At 65.0% G+C, this 15,965-nt stretch carries 17 protein-coding genes and 1 pseudogene; 16 read left to right on the top strand and 2 right to left on the bottom strand.

Annotated elements, in window-relative coordinates:
- Positions 1-58 precede the first annotated feature (58 nt).
- The 5 genes from AKN83_RS40760 to AKN83_RS32235 all read left to right on the top strand — a co-directional run bounded on the left by AKN83_RS40760 (position 59) and on the right by AKN83_RS32235 (position 5,871).
- Positions 59-322, top strand: coding sequence for a hypothetical protein (locus AKN83_RS40760; RefSeq protein WP_172803651.1), 264 nt, complete (start codon positions 59-61; stop codon positions 320-322).
- On the top strand, positions 270-761 hold the full coding sequence (locus AKN83_RS32220) for a (2Fe-2S)-binding protein (protein WP_050405446.1): 492 nt from the start codon (positions 270-272) through the stop codon (positions 759-761). Before AKN83_RS40760 ends, AKN83_RS32220 begins: the two co-directional genes overlap by 53 nt.
- Positions 758-3,043 (top strand): xanthine dehydrogenase family protein molybdopterin-binding subunit, encoded by a 2,286-nt coding sequence (locus AKN83_RS32225; RefSeq protein ID WP_050405445.1) that lies wholly within the window; start codon positions 758-760, stop codon positions 3,041-3,043. The genes AKN83_RS32220 and AKN83_RS32225 overlap by 4 nt, the downstream gene beginning before the upstream one ends.
- Before the next feature lie 297 nt (positions 3,044-3,340).
- The gene (locus AKN83_RS32230; protein WP_050405444.1) at positions 3,341-4,438 is read left to right on the top strand and encodes an HD-GYP domain-containing protein; all 1,098 of its coding nucleotides are present in this window, start codon (positions 3,341-3,343) and stop codon (positions 4,436-4,438) included.
- 143 nt (positions 4,439-4,581) lie between these two features.
- Positions 4,582-5,871 carry a cytochrome P450 gene (locus AKN83_RS32235; protein WP_050405443.1) on the top strand — a complete coding sequence of 430 codons (1,290 nt, stop codon included), beginning with the start codon at positions 4,582-4,584 and terminating at the stop codon, positions 5,869-5,871.
- 54 nt (positions 5,872-5,925) lie between these two features.
- Here AKN83_RS32235 and AKN83_RS32240 read toward each other — a convergent pair whose 3' ends face one another.
- The gene (locus tag AKN83_RS32240) at positions 5,926-7,506 is read right to left on the bottom strand and encodes an AMP-binding protein (protein WP_050405454.1); all 1,581 of its coding nucleotides are present in this window, start codon (positions 7,504-7,506) and stop codon (positions 5,926-5,928) included.
- Between the two features lie 204 nt (positions 7,507-7,710).
- Entirely contained in the window at positions 7,711-8,124 is a 414-nt protein-coding gene (locus tag AKN83_RS32245; RefSeq protein ID WP_050405442.1) for a VOC family protein, read from the bottom strand.
- Between the two features lie 164 nt (positions 8,125-8,288).
- Between AKN83_RS32245 and AKN83_RS32250 the strand changes: the two genes are divergently transcribed.
- The 11 genes and pseudogenes from AKN83_RS32250 to AKN83_RS32300 all read left to right on the top strand — a co-directional run bounded on the left by AKN83_RS32250 (position 8,289) and on the right by AKN83_RS32300 (position 15,963).
- Positions 8,289-9,260 (top strand): Bug family tripartite tricarboxylate transporter substrate binding protein, encoded by a 972-nt coding sequence (locus AKN83_RS32250; protein WP_050405441.1) that lies wholly within the window; start codon positions 8,289-8,291, stop codon positions 9,258-9,260.
- A 169-nt stretch (positions 9,261-9,429) separates the two neighbouring features.
- Positions 9,430-9,729: a DUF3551 domain-containing protein gene (locus AKN83_RS32255; RefSeq protein WP_347336848.1), complete on the top strand. Its 300-nt coding sequence runs from the start codon at positions 9,430-9,432 to the stop codon at positions 9,727-9,729.
- Between the two features lie 131 nt (positions 9,730-9,860).
- Complete coding sequence (locus tag AKN83_RS32260) at positions 9,861-10,319, top strand: ArsR/SmtB family transcription factor (protein WP_050405439.1); 459 nt, start codon at positions 9,861-9,863, stop codon at positions 10,317-10,319.
- On the top strand, positions 10,319-10,666 hold the full coding sequence (locus AKN83_RS32265) for an SRPBCC family protein (RefSeq protein WP_050405438.1): 348 nt from the start codon (positions 10,319-10,321) through the stop codon (positions 10,664-10,666). The genes AKN83_RS32260 and AKN83_RS32265 overlap by 1 nt, the downstream gene beginning before the upstream one ends.
- Before the next feature lie 18 nt (positions 10,667-10,684).
- Complete coding sequence (locus AKN83_RS32270; RefSeq protein ID WP_050405437.1) at positions 10,685-11,422, top strand: DUF899 domain-containing protein; 738 nt, start codon at positions 10,685-10,687, stop codon at positions 11,420-11,422.
- A gap of 86 nt (positions 11,423-11,508) precedes the next feature.
- Positions 11,509-11,867, top strand: a pseudogene (locus AKN83_RS32275) (DUF1428 domain-containing protein).
- A 128-nt stretch (positions 11,868-11,995) separates the two neighbouring features.
- Positions 11,996-12,613 (top strand): hypothetical protein, encoded by a 618-nt coding sequence (locus AKN83_RS32280; RefSeq protein WP_050405436.1) that lies wholly within the window; start codon positions 11,996-11,998, stop codon positions 12,611-12,613.
- Positions 12,600-13,022 (top strand): transcriptional regulator, encoded by a 423-nt coding sequence (locus AKN83_RS32285; RefSeq protein WP_083992338.1) that lies wholly within the window; start codon positions 12,600-12,602, stop codon positions 13,020-13,022. Before AKN83_RS32280 ends, AKN83_RS32285 begins: the two co-directional genes overlap by 14 nt.
- 30 nt (positions 13,023-13,052) lie before the next feature.
- Positions 13,053-13,793, top strand: a complete 741-nt coding sequence (locus AKN83_RS32290) for a di-trans,poly-cis-decaprenylcistransferase (RefSeq protein WP_063695631.1) — start codon at positions 13,053-13,055, stop codon at positions 13,791-13,793.
- A gap of 108 nt (positions 13,794-13,901) precedes the next feature.
- On the top strand, positions 13,902-15,428 hold the full coding sequence (gene bchE, locus AKN83_RS32295) for a magnesium-protoporphyrin IX monomethyl ester anaerobic oxidative cyclase (RefSeq protein WP_050405434.1): 1,527 nt from the start codon (positions 13,902-13,904) through the stop codon (positions 15,426-15,428).
- 124 nt (positions 15,429-15,552) lie between these two features.
- Positions 15,553-15,963, top strand: coding sequence for an aminoacyl-tRNA deacylase (locus AKN83_RS32300; RefSeq protein ID WP_244522178.1), 411 nt, complete (start codon positions 15,553-15,555; stop codon positions 15,961-15,963).
- The last annotated feature ends 2 nt before the right edge of the window (positions 15,964-15,965 follow it).

The following is a 15,965-nucleotide window of genomic DNA, read 5'->3' on the forward strand; positions in this document are numbered from 1 at the left end:
GTCGATGTCAGGTCCGGCAGCGCACCCGACCTTGGTAGGAGTGATCGATACGGCATCAATGCTGGCATTTCAAAAGCTTCATGCCATTGCCGCATCGCACAACCGGCAGTCTCCGCAATTTATTCTTTTCGAGCAATTCCAAATTGGATTGCCTCCAGCCGGGAACCGGATCATTGTTTCGGCAACTGTCGCTTACCCGGTGGGCGACAGCCATGACCCAACAGTGAGTTGCCGCCGTAAGCGGCTTCCGACACCGGAAGGGGAGAGAGATGCCAAATCTCAATATCAACGGGCGGAATATGTCCGTCGAAGCGGCCAGTGACACGCCGCTGCTTTGGGTCATCCGCGAGCAATTGCAGATGACGGGCACCAAATTCGGTTGCGGCGCCGGTCTCTGTGGCGCCTGCACGGTTCACCTCAACGGCGAAGCGGTGCGGTCCTGCCAGACCTCGCTCGCCGACGCCGTCGGCAAGAAGATCACCACCATCGAAGGCCTCTCCGCCAAGGGCGAACATCCCTTGCAGAAGGCCTGGGTCGCCGAGCAGGTGCCGCAATGCGGCTACTGCCAGTCCGGCCAGATCATGCAGGCGGCAGCGCTGCTGTCGAAGAACACCAACCCGACGAAGGAAGAAGTGGTCGCGCATATGGACGGCAATCTCTGCCGTTGCATGACCTATTCACGAATCCAGAAGGCGATCATGCGCGCTGCGTCCGACATGCGCACCGCATCGGCCACCGGATCCGAGCGGAGGGCCACATGAACAAGCACGTGACAAACCTCGCTCCTGAGACGACCGACCTCAGCCGCCGTTCCTTCCTGGTCGGCACCGCTGCAACCGGCCTCGTGCTCGGCTACGCCGCGTCCGGCGTCGATCATGCGCTCGCGGCGCCCGCGCCCGCCAATTTCGAGCCGAGCGTCTGGTACTCGATCGCGCCCGATGGTCTCGTCACCGTGACCTGCGGCAAGGCCGACATGGGCCAGCACGTCGCCTCGACGATGGCGCAGATCGTGGCCGAAGAGCTCGGCGCGAGCTGGAAGGACATGCGGGTCCAGCTCGCCTCCAACGATCCGAAGTTCAACGATCCCGTGCTGGGCGCGCAGATCACCGGCGGCAGCTGGTCGACGATGATGAACTTCGACGCCATGAGCCGCGCCGGCGCCGCCGGGCGCATCGCATTGACCGAGGCGGCGGCAGCCTCCATGGGCGTGCCGGCCAGCGAGCTGGTGGTGCGCGCGTCGACGATCAGCCATCCGAAGTCGAAGAAGTCGATGTCCTTTGCCGACGTCGTGAAGAGCGGCAAGGCGACCAAGACTTTCACTGCGGATGATCTGAAGGCGATCAAGCTGAAGTCGCCCGACCAGTACACCATGATCGGCGTCTCGGTGCCGCAGCTCGACATTCCGTTGAAGGTCAACGGCACGGCCAAGTACGGCATCGACGTGATGCTGCCGGGCATGGTCTATGGCGCTTTGGTCACCCCGCCGATCCGCTACGGCGCCACCGTGAAGTCGGTGGACGATAGCGCGGCCAAGAAGGTGCCGGGCTTCATCAAGGCCGTCACCCTGGACGACAAGACCACGACCACGACCGGCTGGGTCGTCGCGGTCGCCAACACCTATGCGCAGGCCAAGAAGGCGGCCGAGGCGCTGAAGATCAGCTATGACGGCGGCCCGAACGCCAAGCTGTCGAGCGATGCGCTGTTCGCTGAAGCCAAGCGGCTGCAGGGCTTGAGTGATTCCGGCGAGTTCTTCGTCAAGGACGGCGATCCGAACGCCGCCTTCGGCGCGGCGGCCAAGGTGTTGGAGGCGGAATACACCACCAACATCAACATCCACGCGCCGATGGAGCCGATGAACGCCACCGCGGAGTTCAAGGGCGACATCCTGCACATCTATTCCGGCAACCAGTTCGCGACCCGGTCCGGCGCGATCGCCGCCGGCGCCGCCGGAATCGATCCGAAGTTCGTGGTGATGCATCAGATGTGGCTGGGCGGCGGCTTCGGCCGGCGTCTCGACGCCGACATGATGGTGCCCGCGGTGCAGGCGGCCAAGGCCGTCGGCAAGCCGGTCAAGGTCATCTACACGCGCGAGAACGACATGACGATGGATTTCTCGCGTCCGTTGACCTACCAGAAAGTAAAGGCCGGCGTGGACGGCGACGGCAAGCTCGTCGCATTGAGCCACGACGTGGTCTCGGCCTGGCCGACCCAGCGTTGGGGCATCCCCGACTTCCTGTCGCCCTCGGTCGACAAGAAGGGACCGCTCGATGCGTTCACGGTGAACGGTTCGGACTTCTTCTACACCGTCCCCAACCACTATGTGCGGGCGATCAAGAACGAGATGGCGCACAACGCCACCCCGTCGGGTCAGCTCCGTTCGGTGGCGCCGGGCTGGACGTTCTGGGCGGTCGAAAGCATGGTCGACGAGATCGCGCATGCGACCGGCAAGGACCCGGCCCAGCTTCGCGTCGAGCTGCTAGACGGCAAGGGCAAGAACGACGGCGGCGCGCAGCGTCTCCGTAACACCTTGCTCGCGGCGATGGGTCTTGCCGGCTACGGCACCAAGAAGCTGCCGAAGGGCGAAGGCATGGGCGTTGCCTGCGTGTCGTCGCAGGAGCGCGCCACGGCGAGCTGGACCGCCTGCGTCGCCCACGTCGCCGTCGCCCCCTCGGGCGAGGTGACGGTGAAGAAGCTGACGGTTGCGACCGACGTTGGTACGCAGGTGAATCCCGACGGCATCCGGGCCCAGGTCGAGGGCGCGGCGCTGTGGGGCATGTCACTGGCGCTGTTCGAGAAGGCGACGTTGAAGGACGGCGGCATCGAGCAGACCAATTTCGACAGCTACACGCCGCTTCGGATGAGCCAGCTGCCGGAAGTCGCGGTCAACGTCATCGCCAATGGCGAGAAGGCGACCGGCGTCGGCGAGCCCGCGGTGACGGTGGTGGCGCCGGCGATCGGCAACGCCGTCTTCAACGCGGTCGGCGCCCGCGTCCGCGGCCTGCCGATCACCGCGGAGGCCGTCAAGGCTGCGATGAAGGCGTAACGGCCTGAACCAATGACGACGCCGGAGAGCTTGACCGCTCTCCGGCGTTTCTGTTTGCTCCGGGCGTTGGCCGCGTGGGGGCGGCATCGACGCCCTTAGCGCTGCAAAAATTCACGACTGGCCGGCGCTGCAGCCGCCCGCAGGTATTTTCAGTTGGCCTGATTTTGCTGGCGGATTTTGGCGGTCGCTCAAATTGTACCCATTGCACTCAACCGCCGTTCAGCATGCCCATTAAGCCGGAGGGAACGCATCGTCAGCTAGCGTCCTGGCGTCGGTCGATACCGCGACGGGGATTTCATGACAGCCTTGGCCAACAACCAGACTTCGAAGCGCCGCCTGCTGCTGGCGTCAGATCGAAGCGATCAGAGCAACGAACTCGCCAGCATCCTGCGCTCGGTGGGTGAAGTCGATACCGTTCCGACCTGGGACATTCCCGAGCAGCCGGCCCGCGACCTCTCCGGCATCGTGGTCGACATCAATCTGCGCTCGCCCGAAGCCGTGCAGATGGTCCGCGCCAAGCTGCAGGCCGATGCCTATCGCGAGATGCCGCGGCTGTTCGTGCTGGCGGATGCGCTGCATCACGCCTCGATGCAGGCCTGGGCGCTCGGCGCCACCGACACGATCTCGCGGCCGTTCGACGCGCGCGGCATCCTGCAGCGCATCCGTGCGGCGTTTCCCGACAACAGCGGCTATGACGAGACCGACCGCGGCAAGGCGCTCAACCGCGGCGTCGAGGCCGCGCATGGCGTGATGGTCAAGATGTTCGAGCGGATGCGCGCGGGCGAGCCGCTGAAGTTCGAGGACATCGTTGCCGCCGAAAACAAGATCCTCAAGGCGATCAAGCACAACTCGCTGCGTGAATGGCTGACCACGGTCGGCTGCCATCACCAGGAGACCTATCGCCATTGTCTGTTCGTGACCGGCTTTGCGGTGGCGTTCGCGCAGCATCTCGGCATGCGCGACGACGACCAGCGCCGGCTCGCGCGCGCTGCGCTGCTGCACGACGTCGGCAAGGCTTTCGTTCCGGTCGCGCTGCTCGACAAGCCTGGCGCGTTCACGGTGGAGGAGATGGCCGAGATGCGCGAGCATCCGCGCCGCGGCTACGAGGCGCTGTCGGCGCAAGGCGGCTTCCCGCCGGAAATGCTCGACGTGATCCTGCATCATCACGAATTCCTCGACGGCACCGGCTATCCGAACGGGCTCAGCGGCAACCAGATCAGCGACATCGTCCGCGTCACCACGATCGTCGACGTCTATGCCGCGCTGGTCGAGAAGCGCGCCTACCGGCTGCAATTCACTCACGCCAAGGCGTTCTCCATGATGGAGGAGATGGGCGGCAAGCTCGACCAGCAATTGCTGCAGGCGTTCCGCCCGGTGGCGTTCGGGCATTATTGAGCCCGTCGTCATTGCTCCGCCACTCCGGGCAATAGCGCGTGCGGCGCGGCGTTAGCCAATCAACGCAAGTCGTCCTCCATACCTCCGCCTAGATTTCGGCGATCATCGGCGAGCGACCGGTGCTTGGGCAGGTGAGGACGATCATGGACACGGCAACGACCGGGGATTTCGACATCCCTGCCATTATCGCGGAAACCCTCGTCGATCCCGTCGCCTATGCCGACGACCGCATCCACGGCAGCTATCGCTGGCTGCGCGCCAACAACCCGCTCGGCATCGCGCGGCCCGAGAAGTTCGATCCGTTCTGGGTGGTGACCAAGCACGCCCATATCCAGGCCATCAGCCGGCAGAACGAGCTGTTCCACAATGCCGACCGGCCGACCACGCTGACCAACCGGGCGCTCGAGGAGCGCGTGCGCAAGATCACCGGCGGCCCCAATCTGGTGCGTTCGCTGGTGCAGATGGATGCGCCCGACCATCCGAAATACCGCGCGTTGACTCAGGGCTGGTTCATGCCGGCCAATCTCGGCAAGTTCGAGGGGCGCGTCCGCGAGATCGCGCGCGCCACCGTGCGGCGCATGCTCGACCGCGGCGGCGCCTGCGATTTCGTCGAGGACGTCGCGCTCGGCTATCCCCTGCACGTCATCATGGAGATCCTCGGCGTGCCCGAAGCGGACGAGCCGCGCATGCTCAAGCTGACGCAGGAGCTGTTCGGCCCGCAGGATCCCGACACCGCACGGGTCCGCGACGCGCTGAGTGCCGAGCAGGTCTCCGTGATGTTGCAGGCGATCGTCGCCGACTTCTCCGCCTACTTCCGCAAGATCACCGAGGAACGCCGCCAGAATCCGCGCGACGATCTCGCGACCGTGATTGCGAACGCGAAGATCGGCGGCGACTACATGCCGGAGCACGATCAGACCAGCTATTACATGATCGTCGCGACCGCGGGCCACGACACCACCTCATCCTCGACCGCGGGCGCGATCTGGGCGCTGGCGAGGGACCCGGCCGAATTCGCCAAGGTGAAGGCCAACCCGGAATTGATACCGGGCCTGGTCGACGAGGCGATCCGCTGGATGACGCCGGTCAAGCATTTCATGCGCTCGGCCACCGCGGATACCGAGCTCGGCGGCCGCAAGATCGCCAAGGGCGACTGGCTGATGCTGTGTTACGCCTCGGGCAACCGTGACGAGGAGGTGTTCGAGGACCCCGATCGCTTCCGCAGCGACCGCAAGCCCAATCGCCACGTCGCATTCGGCTATGGCGCGCATCTGTGTCTCGGGCAGTATCTCGCCAAGCTCGAGATGCGGATTCTGTTCGAGGAGCTGCTGCCGCACCTGAAATCGCTGTCGCTCGACGGCGAGGTGAAGATGACGCAGGCTTATTTTGTCAATGGCCCAAAGAAACTGCCGATCCGGTTCGAGGTGAATTGAGGTTTGGCCGTCATTGCTTCGTCGCTTCGCTCCTCGCAATGACGAGGCGAGTCGTCACTCCAGCATCTTCCGCAACTCCGCCTTCGCGACCTTCTCCAGCGTCGAGCGCGGCATCTCGTCGACGAAGCGGATCTCGCGCGGCACCTTGAAGTCGGCGAGCGCGGAGCGGCAGGCGGTCATGATCTTGTCGTGCAGGTCGGCGGGCAGCGCCGCGACGCCGGTTTGCGGGATGATGAAGACGACCGGAACCTCGTCCAGCATCGGGTGCTTCTTCGCCACCACGGCGGCTTCGCGCACGCCCGGCACCACCGCGATCACCTGCTCGATCTCGGAGGCCGCGACGTTCTCGCCGCCGACCTTGAGCATGTCCTTGGAGCGATCGCCGAACCTGAGGTAGCCGCGCTCCAGCATCGTGACGCGGTCGCCGGTGATGAAATAGCCGTGCTCGTCAAAGCTTTCGCGCGTCGCCTTCTCGTTGTGCAGATATTCGGCGAACAACGACAGGCCGGGAATGCCCTTGATCAGCAGATTGCCGGTCTCGCCGACGCCGGTCGGCGCGCCGTCATCGTTGATGATGCGGATTTCGTATTCGGGTGCGGCGCGGCCGATCGACATCGGCGTGTTGGGCTGGTCGACCTCGCCGATGATGCCGTGGGTGATGGTTTCGGTCATGCCCCACCAGCCGATGATCTTGATGCCGAACACGGCGAACGCCGGGGGCTCGTTCACGGCGGTGCCCCAGAGTCGGAACTTGTGGTTCTTAGGAACCTCGTGCTCCAGCAGCGCCTTCATGCAGAACGGGATCGTCGAGGTCCAGGTCGCGCCGTGCTCGAGCGCCACCGGCCAGAAGCGGCTCGCCGAGAAGCGCGGCTGGATCACGCAGGTCGCCCCGACCCACAGGCTCGCCAGCATCGAATAGGCCAGCGCGTTGGTGTGGAACAGCGGCAGATAGGTCTGGTGCACGTCAAAGGCGTGCAGATCCTGATGGGCGGCGTTGATCTTGGCGCCCCACAGTGCATTCGCATGCGTCCATAGCACCGCCTTCGGCCGCGACGTAGTGCCGGAAGTGTACTGCACGCTGCACGGCGCGAGCGGATCGATCGGGCGCTTCGGCCGGTCGGCGCTGTCGGCGAACAGCGCGTCAAAGCTGTCGGAGCGCGCAGGTAGCTGCGCCGGCGCCTGCCCCGCGTCGTGCGAGGTCACCGCGATCCAGCGCAGCCCCTTGCAGTTGGCGGATATCAGTTGGGCATAAGCCGGCTGGGTGATCGCGGCGACCGCGCCGCAATGGCCGGCGAAATATTCGATCTCGGCCGCAGCCGAGCGGGTGTTGGTGGTGACGGCGATCGCGCCGAGCTCGAGACAGGCGAACCACGCCATGATCGCCTCGACGCAGTTGTCGAGATGGATCAGGACATGGTCGCCCTGCTTGATGCCGCGCCTGGCGAGGCCCGCCGCGAGCGCGCCGACGCGCTCATGGAATTCGCCGTAGCTCCAGCGCCGCGCCGGCGCATCGAACGGCGCCCAGATCAGGAATGGATGATCGCGGCGCACCTCGGCGCGCATCCTGAGCAGCCACGGCACGTCGAGCCCCGCAAACGGTCCGACGATGCCCGGCGCTGCTTTCGAACTGGTCATGTGTCCTCCCGCGCAGCCTTGCCGGCCGCGATTGATCTTGGTTGGGAGCAGTTCTGCCATCGGCGCGCGCCGAGAGCAAATCGGGATTTGCTGAGCAATCTTGTGCTAAAGCAGCGCGTTCCGTCGCGCGGAACGGATTGCTCTAGTCAAACCGCGCGCAGTCGGTCGCGCATTCGCGTTGTTCGTTGTCTCGCAACGACGAGGCTAATCGCGCTCATACGACGAGATCTCGATCAGGCTGCCGTCGGGGTCGCGGCAATAGACCGAGCGCAGCGTGCCGCGCGCGCCCTGCTTGGCGACGGGGCCTTCCTCGATCTTGACGCCGTGGGCCTTCAGATGCGCGACCACCTCCTCGGGCGTGCTCGACGTGAGGAAGCAGAGATCGTCGCTGCCGGCGGCCTCATGGTCGGCGGTGAACCATTCCACCTTGTCGGCATCGAGCGGGCGCACATTGATCTTCTGGTTGCCGAACACCAGCGAGGTGCGCGGCGTCTTGCCCTTGCCGGGGTCGAACACCTTCACCTCCATGCCGAGGATCCTGCTGTACCAGGCAACCGAGCGCACGACATCGGTGACGTTGATCACGAGATGGTCGAGCCCATTCACCTTGACGGACATGATCGATCCTCTTCGGTCCGGGAGCGTTGCAGCTTAGTCTTTTGTCGCGGTCGGTGTCGCACGTGTCGCACTGGCCGCGTTAGACATTGTTTGTTAGAACCGCGGCGCACGCAACGCAACAGAAACGGGCAGGGGTCAAACCCTGCGGGATCGGGAGAGACTTCATGATTTCACGCCGCGCCGCGCTGGGCCTGATCGGGTCGGGGATTTCGACATTCGCGATCGGCCGCGCGTCTGCTGCCGACTATCCGGCGCGGCCGGTGCGCTGGATCGTGGGCTATCCGCCGGGCGGTGCCACCGACATCATCGCGCGCCTGATCGGACAGCGGCTGTCGGAGAAGCTCGGCCAGCAATTCGTGATCGAGAACAAGCCGGGCGCCGGCAACAATATCGGCACCGAAGCTGCGATCAATGCCGAACCGGACGGCTATACCGTGCTGCTGGTCAATCCGGCGAACTACATCAACGCCTCGCTCTACGCCAATCTAAAATTCAACTTCGTGCGCGACGTCGCGCCGGTCGCTTCCTTCAACCGCGTGCCGAACGTGATGACGGTCAACAAGGATGTGCCGGCGAAGAACGTCGCCGAGTTCATCGAGTACGTGAAGGCCAATCCCGGCAAGGTGAACATGGCGTCGTCCGGCAACGGCACCTCGGTGCATCTGTCCGGCGAGATGTTCATGTCGATGACCGGCTGCAAGATGCAGCACGTGCCGTATCGCGGCGCCGCGCCTGCGATCACCGACATGCTCGGCGGCCAGGTGCAGGTGATCTTCGACAACATGCCGTCGATCATCCAGCACATCCGCTCCGGTTCGCTGCGCGCGCTCGGCGTGACGACCGCGGAGCGCTCCTCGCAACTGCCTGATGTGCCGGCGATCGCCGAGACCGTGAAGGGCTATGAGGCGAGCGCGCTGTTCGGGATGGGTGCGCCGAAGAACACGCCGAAGGAGCTGATCGCCAAGCTCAACACCGAGATCAACGCCGTGCTCGCCGAACCCGACATGAGGAAGCGCCTGGTCGAGCTCGGCGGCGACTCGCTGATCCAGACGCCGGAAGCGTTCGGCAACGACATCAAGGCCGAGACCGACAAGTGGAAGAAGGTGGTCGAGTTTGCCGGCCTCAAGGTCGAGTAGCCTCGCACTGAACACGCGGGCCGGGTCCAGCCGCGGGGCGAGCTTGTCCGGTCGCCCGCTCCGAAGAGTTGACCGGCCTTGATGCAGAATAGAGTGGCCTTCGGGAACCATACCCGTTATGCCGCGCTTGATTGACTGCGGCTGTTTTGGACCGGGAACGGGTGGGATCATGCGCACATCGCGATTGGCAGTGCTGGTGTTGGGAACGATGACGCTGGCCGCGTTGGCCGGCATCGATCGCGCGTCCGCCGATCCCTATGACTACCCGTGGTGCGCGCAGGGCCCGAGCCTCGGCTATCCCGGCGAATGCGCCTATCGGACCTACGATCAGTGCCTTGCGAGCGTGTCCGGACGCTACCTGGCCTGCGGGGAGAACCCTCGCTTCCTGTTTCGCGCGCAGCTGCAGCCGGAGCAGGCTCCTGTGTATCGTCATGGGCACCGTCACCGGCATCGGCATCACCGGCAGTAGTCGCCGGCCGGGAGGGCTTCTGCTCTCCGCCTGCGATCGTCCCAACCATCTGGTGTCGCGACGCCCCGGCATTGACGTGATCGTGAAGGTAGGCGCTTGACGTCGTGCCGTTTGCGCCTATACTAAACCACATGGTTAAGTATCAGGACGAAACGCTGGACCGCACCTTCGCGGCGCTTTCCGACCCTACCCGCCGCGCGCTGCTGGCGCGGCTCGGCGAGCAGGAAAGCCTGTCGGTGAGCGAGCTGGCGCAGCCATTCGCGATGTCGCTGCCGGCGATCATGAAGCATCTCGACGTGCTGACGGATGCCGGCCTGGTCGCGCGCGAAAAGACCGGCCGTACGGTCGCGTGCCGGCTCACCGCGCGGCCGATGGAGCAGGCGATGAACTGGCTCAATCGCTATGCGCAATTCTGGTCCGACAATCTCGACCGCCTTGCCGCTTTTGTGGAGGAAGACCCATGGCAACCAACAAGTCCGCAGCCGCAGCCGACGCGGGCCTCGCCGCGCGACCAAGCCTCACCCTCACGCGGCGCCTCCGCGCCCGGCCGGAAAAGGTCTACGCCGCGTGGACCGAGCCGGAAAACCTAGTGCAATGGTTCGGTCCGGGCCGGGTCAAGCCCGGCACGACGCAGGCCGAGCTCGATGTCCGTGTCGGCGGACGCTACCGGATCAAGTTCACCGGCGCCAACGGCGAATATCACGAGGTCGGCGGCATCTATCGCGAGGTGGTGCCGAACCAGAAGCTGGTGTTCAGCTGGGCCTGGCATTCGACGCCGGAACGCGAATCCGAGGTGACGGTGTCGATCAAGCCCGACGCCGGCGGCACGTTGCTCACCTTCCATCACGCGCAGTTCGTCGACGAGACCGCGCGCGACAATCACCAGCGCGGCTGGACCGAATTCCTCGGCAATCTCGCGCAGTACGTCGACGCCTGAACCGCAACGGAGCATCTCATGCAACAGCACAAGATCGTTTCGCGTGACGAATGGATCGCGGCCCGCAAGGCGCTGATGGCTCGCGAGAAGGAGCTCACCCGGGCTCGCGAAGCGCTGAGCCAAGAGCGCCGTGAGCTGCCGTGGGTGAAGGTCGACAAGCACTACGTGTTCGACGGTCCGGCCGGCAAGGTGACGCTCGGCGACCTCTTCAAGGGCAGGCCGCAGCTCGTGGTGCAGCACGTGATGTTCGCGCCGGAGTGGGACGCAGCGTGCAAGAGCTGCTCGTTCTGGGTCGACGGCTTCGACCGCATGGCCCCGCATCTGGCAGCGCGCGACACGACGATGGTGGCGATCTCGCTTGCGCCGTCAGCCAAGCTCGAGGCGTTCAAGCAGCGGATGGGCTGGACCTTCGACTGGGTGTCGTCGGGCGCCAATGACTTCAACTACGATTACGGCGTGTCGTTCACGCAAGGCCAGATCGATGCGGGCGACGCGAAATACAATTATGGCACGACCCCGCTCTATGGTCCCGAACTGCCCGGCATCAGCGTGTTCTTCCGCGACGAGAAGGGGAGCGTGTTCCACACTTACTCGACCTTCGCGCGCGGCCTCGACATGATGAATGCGGCCTATCACTATCTCGATCTGACGCCGCTCGGGCGCCACGAGGAGGGCTTGCCCTATCCGATGGATTGGGTGCGGCTACGTGACCAGTACCAACCGGCGCCGGTTCAGGCATCCTGCTGTCACTCCTGATCGTCATTTGCGAGCCAACAGGTCGCAGGGGTGCGCGCCTCGTTGGCTCCGCGCAGTGACGGGGAACCGGACAACAGGAAACGCCCATGCCCTACGTCGATGGTTTCGTCGTCGCCGTGCCGAAGAAGAAGCTCAAGGCCTATGCGAAGCTCTCGAAGATGGCCGGCAAGGTCTGGCGCGAACACGCGCGCTGGATTATCGCGAGTGGGTCGCCGACGACGTCAAGCCGGGCAAGCTGACCTCGTTTCCGCAAAGCGTGAAACTGAAGGCCGGCGAAACCGTCGTGTTCGCCTGGATCACCTACAAGTCGCGCGCCCAGCGCGACAGGATCAACGCCAAGGTGATGGCCGATCCCCGTCTGGCGTCGGCGATGGACCCGAAGACGGCGCCGTTCGACGTCAAGCGGATGATCTATGGCGGCTTTGCCAGCCTGGTGAAGGTCTGAGGCGGCACGCTTTCGCCGCAATCCGTGCAGTAACCGGCCGTTAAACATCACGACCGGCAAGTCGCGCGATGCCGCTTGCGTTTGCTTGGCGATCCCGTATACTTTGCAGTACAAAGTGCGGGCAGAAGATGCGCGACCTCGACAAGGCGTTGGCCGATATTCTCGCGATCCGCAGCCAGATCGCGGCGGGAACAGCATTCCGCGGCTACGGTCCGGCGACGGTCGCCGCCACCAGCGGCATCGCGCTGATTACGGCGCTGGCGCAATATTTCTGGCTCGATGATCCGACCCATCAACCGATCGTGTTCCTCGCGGGCTGGGCGGCAGCCGCGCTGCTCTCGGCGGTGCTGATCTGGATCGAGATGCAGGCGCGCTCGCGGCGGCATCATTCCGGCCTTGCGGACGCGATGGTGCAGCAGGCGATCGAGCAGTTTGTTCCCGCTGTCATCGCCGGCGTGCTGCTCGCGGTCCTGCAATGGAAATTCGCGCCCGAGACGCTGTGGATGCTGCCCGGTCTGTGGCAGGTGCTGGTCAGCCTCGGCGTGTTCGCCTCGGTCCGCCTGCTGCCGCGCACGATCGCGCTCGGCGGCGCCTGGTATTTCCTGTCGGGCTTCACGGTGCTCTTGATCGCAAGCCAGAGCCACGCGCTGTCGCCCTGGACCATGGGTCTGCCATTCGCGATCGGCCAGTTGCTGCTCGCAGCACTGTTGTATTTCGCTTCCGGAGGCAATGATGTCGAAGACTGACGTGACCACCGCGCCATTCGCCTATGATGGCCTCGACCGTGTCATCCACGAGAAGGCGCGGCTCGGCCTGTTGACCTCGCTAATGGCGCATCCGAAGGGGCTCGCCTTCGCCGATCTCAAGCAGCTCTGCGGCCTGACCGACGGCAATCTCAGCCGGCATCTGCAGGTGCTGCAGGAGGCCGGCCTCGTCGACGTCAACAAGGGCTATGAAGGCAATCGCCCGCACACCACCTGTCGTCTGACCAAGAGCGGCCGCCGCCGCTTCCTCGACTATCTCGCCGTGCTCGAGCAACTGGTGCGCGACGCGGCCAAGGCCGCCGGCACGGCTGAAAGGGCCGGCGGCAAGACTGAAAAGCCCGCCGGCAAGCACGAAGGCGCGCCCGGGCGGCTCGGCGTTCAGACGATTTGATTATTCCATTTTTTACCTGGAGACTTTGTGATGCAAAGTAATGTTGCCCTCAAGCCGGAAGCCGTCGCGAGGCTCCATGTTGGCATCATCATGGACGGCAACGGCCGCTGGGCGACGCGGCGCGGCCTGTCGCGCCTGCGCGGACATGAGGCGGGCGTCGAAGCGATCCGCCGCATCGTCGAGGCCGCGCCTGACCAGGGCGTCGGCACGCTGACGCTCTACGCGTTCTCGAGCGACAATTGGCGCCGTCCGAAGGCTGAAGTCACGGCGCTGATGGGCCTGCTGCGGTTCTATCTCGCCAACGAGATCGCAGCCTTGGTGCGCAACGGCGTCCGTCTCACCGTGATCGGCCGCCGTGACCGGCTGCCCGACGGCATCGCCGCCGCGATCACGCGCGCCGAGGCCGAGACCGCCGACGGCACCACGCTGCATCTGCGCATCGCGATCGACTATTCGGCGCGCGACGCGATCCTAAGCGCGGCCGCGCGCGCCGCCGGCGCAGGCCAGCTGAGCCGCGAGGCTTTTGCGGATCTCATCACCGGCGAGGCCGGCCTGCGTGACGTCGACCTGATCATCCGCACCTCGGGCGAGAAGCGGCTGTCGGACTTCCTGCTCTGGGAAGGCGCCTATGCCGAGCTGCATTTCACCGAGCGGATGTGGCCCGAATTCGAGGCCGACGATCTCGCCGACGCGCTCGCCTCGTTCCATCGTCGCGAACGCCGCTTCGGCGGGCTGACCGCGATCGCGCCGGCGGAGGTACCGAATCTCTAGCGCACAGTCGCGCTGTCAGTAGTTCCAAAGCCCGGCCGGGGGGTTGGGCTCTCTCTACGCAGATGCGGGGACGAACGATCACGCCAACCAAAGCGGGAGCGATCATCCATGCGCATTCTTCTCATCAACGTGCCGCATCCGGCGATCGGCAGCCGGATCCCCGACGACCATTTACCGCCGCTCGGCCTGCTGTCGATCGGCGGTCCCCTGATCGACGACGGACATGAAGTCCGGCTTCTCGATGCCGAGTTCGGGCCGATGCCGCTTGCGGCGATCCTGGTGGAGGCATCGCGGTTTTCGCCGGATGCGGTGCTGTTCGGCCATTCCGGCTCGACCTCGGGCCATCCGGTCATCACGCAAGTGGCGCAGGCGATCGTCAGGGCGGTGCCCGGGGCGCTGATCGTCTATGGCGGCGTGTTCCCGACCTACCACTGGCGCGAGATCCTGCGCGAGGAGCCTTACGTCACCGCGATCGTGCGCGGCGAGGGCGAGGAGACCGCGCGCCGCCTGATGCGGGCGCTGGAGTATGGCGGCGATCTCGGCTGCATCGACGGCATCGCATTCCGCGACGATGATGGGCCGCGCGCCACGCGGCCCGCGCCCGTCATACGCGATCTCGATGCCTATCGCGTCGGCTGGGAGCTGATCGATCACGCGCGCTACAGCTACTGGGGAGGGCTGCGCGCCGTCGTGGTGCAGTTCTCGCGCGGCTGTCCGCATCTCTGCAATTATTGCGGCCAGCGCGGTTTCTGGACGCGATGGCGGCACCGCGATCCCGTTCGCTTCGCCGCGGAATTGGCGCGGCTCCATCGCGAGCACGGCGTCAAGGTGATCAACTTCGCCGACGAGAACCCGACTGTCTCGAAGAAAGCCTGGCGGACCTTCCTCGAGGCCCTGATCGCGGAGAATGTCGATTTGATCCTGGTCGGCTCGACCCGTGCCGACGACATCGTCCGCGATGCCGACATCCTGCATCTCTACAAGAAAGCGGGCTGGCAGCGTTTCCTGCTCGGCATGGAGAACACCGACGAGAAGACGCTGGAGCTGATCCGCAAGGGCGCCACCACCACGATCGATCGCGAGGCCATTCGCCTGATGCGCCGGCACGGCATCCTGTCGATGGCGACCTGGGTGGTCGGCTTCGAGGAGGAGACCGATCGCGATCACTGGCGCGGCCTGCGGCAGCTGCTGTCCTACGATCCCGATCAGATCCAGATGCTCTACGTCACGCCGCATCGCTGGACCCCGTATTTCCGTCTCGCGGCAGAGCGGCGCGTCATCCAGACCGATCGCCGGCTCTGGGACTACAAGCATCAGGTGCTCGCGACCCGGCACATGCCGCCGTGGCGGGTACTGCTCTGGTTCAAGTTCACCGAGATGGTGCTGCAATGCCGCCCGAAGGCCTTGCTCCGCGTGCTGCTGCACCGCGACGCCGGGCTTCGCCACGCGATGCGCTGGTACACGCAGATGGGTCGCCGGGTCTGGCCGCACGAGATTCTCGGCTTCCTGCGCGCTCGCAGGTTGAGGCACGGGCCGACGGTGCGGGAGTTTTGGGGCGCGCCGCAAGATACGGAAGAGGAATCGATGTCGTCGCAGCGGCCTGAGCGCCGCGTCGGCACATCGCGCGCGGCGTAAATCGATACCGTCATGCGGTCTTCTGGATAACTGGCGCTGATGACTGGACGCTGGAGTCATCAGCGCGATAATTTCCAGATCGGCTGCGCAGAACAAAAAGAACCGTGGCGGTCGAGGCTTTCAGTTGAGCATACAGGTTGCGATTCTAAAAATATTGGCCAGTCACGTCAGCGGCAGAGCTACGCTCGATTCACTCAAGCACGACCTCGCCATTCTCTCCTCGAGCGGCGACGACTGGCATGCGCGGATCAAGCGCCTGGCGTCACGGGTTCCCGAACTCGATATCTTTAGCAATCGCTACGTGCTGCGTGACGTCGAAGGCTGGGAGATCACAGCGGCCGGTCGTGAGTTCCTGCGCGCGCTGGAGGCCGTCACGCAAGACAATCTGCCGCCTGTGCCATTGGCCGAGTCCCAGATCCGCGAAGAGGGCAAGCTGATCGTGGTCGGTCACCGCTTCAGGAACAAGGCGCGGCCGCAGCGTGACCCGGAGCCGAGCGCATCGGTGCGCCGCCGGCCGTTCCGCGAGCCGCGTTGAAC

This window comes from Bradyrhizobium embrapense, from assembly GCF_001189235.2.
Classification (GTDB): domain Bacteria; phylum Pseudomonadota; class Alphaproteobacteria; order Rhizobiales; family Xanthobacteraceae; genus Bradyrhizobium; species Bradyrhizobium embrapense.

What these genes read in the sequence shown, in the direction of transcription:
- AKN83_RS40760 (WP_172803651.1), top strand. Translation starts at nt 59, where the DNA reads ATGCTGGCATTTCAAAAGCTTCATGCCATTGCCGCATCGCACAACCGG.
- AKN83_RS32220 (WP_050405446.1), top strand. Translation starts at nt 270, where the DNA reads ATGCCAAATCTCAATATCAACGGGCGGAATATGTCCGTCGAAGCGGCC.
- AKN83_RS32225 (WP_050405445.1), top strand. Translation starts at nt 758, where the DNA reads ATGAACAAGCACGTGACAAACCTCGCTCCTGAGACGACCGACCTCAGC.
- AKN83_RS32230 (WP_050405444.1), top strand. Translation starts at nt 3,341, where the DNA reads ATGACAGCCTTGGCCAACAACCAGACTTCGAAGCGCCGCCTGCTGCTG.
- AKN83_RS32235 (WP_050405443.1), top strand. Translation starts at nt 4,582, where the DNA reads ATGGACACGGCAACGACCGGGGATTTCGACATCCCTGCCATTATCGCG.
- AKN83_RS32240 (WP_050405454.1), bottom strand. Translation starts at nt 7,506, where the DNA reads ATGACCAGTTCGAAAGCAGCGCCGGGCATCGTCGGACCGTTTGCGGGG.
- AKN83_RS32245 (WP_050405442.1), bottom strand. Translation starts at nt 8,124, where the DNA reads ATGTCCGTCAAGGTGAATGGGCTCGACCATCTCGTGATCAACGTCACC.
- AKN83_RS32250 (WP_050405441.1), top strand. Translation starts at nt 8,289, where the DNA reads ATGATTTCACGCCGCGCCGCGCTGGGCCTGATCGGGTCGGGGATTTCG.
- AKN83_RS32255 (WP_347336848.1), top strand. Translation starts at nt 9,430, where the DNA reads ATGCGCACATCGCGATTGGCAGTGCTGGTGTTGGGAACGATGACGCTG.
- AKN83_RS32260 (WP_050405439.1), top strand. Translation starts at nt 9,861, where the DNA reads ATGGTTAAGTATCAGGACGAAACGCTGGACCGCACCTTCGCGGCGCTT.
- AKN83_RS32270 (WP_050405437.1), top strand. Translation starts at nt 10,685, where the DNA reads ATGCAACAGCACAAGATCGTTTCGCGTGACGAATGGATCGCGGCCCGC.
- AKN83_RS32280 (WP_050405436.1), top strand. Translation starts at nt 11,996, where the DNA reads ATGCGCGACCTCGACAAGGCGTTGGCCGATATTCTCGCGATCCGCAGC.
- AKN83_RS32285 (WP_083992338.1), top strand. Translation starts at nt 12,600, where the DNA reads ATGTCGAAGACTGACGTGACCACCGCGCCATTCGCCTATGATGGCCTC.
- AKN83_RS32290 (WP_063695631.1), top strand. Translation starts at nt 13,053, where the DNA reads ATGCAAAGTAATGTTGCCCTCAAGCCGGAAGCCGTCGCGAGGCTCCAT.
- bchE (WP_050405434.1), top strand. Translation starts at nt 13,902, where the DNA reads ATGCGCATTCTTCTCATCAACGTGCCGCATCCGGCGATCGGCAGCCGG.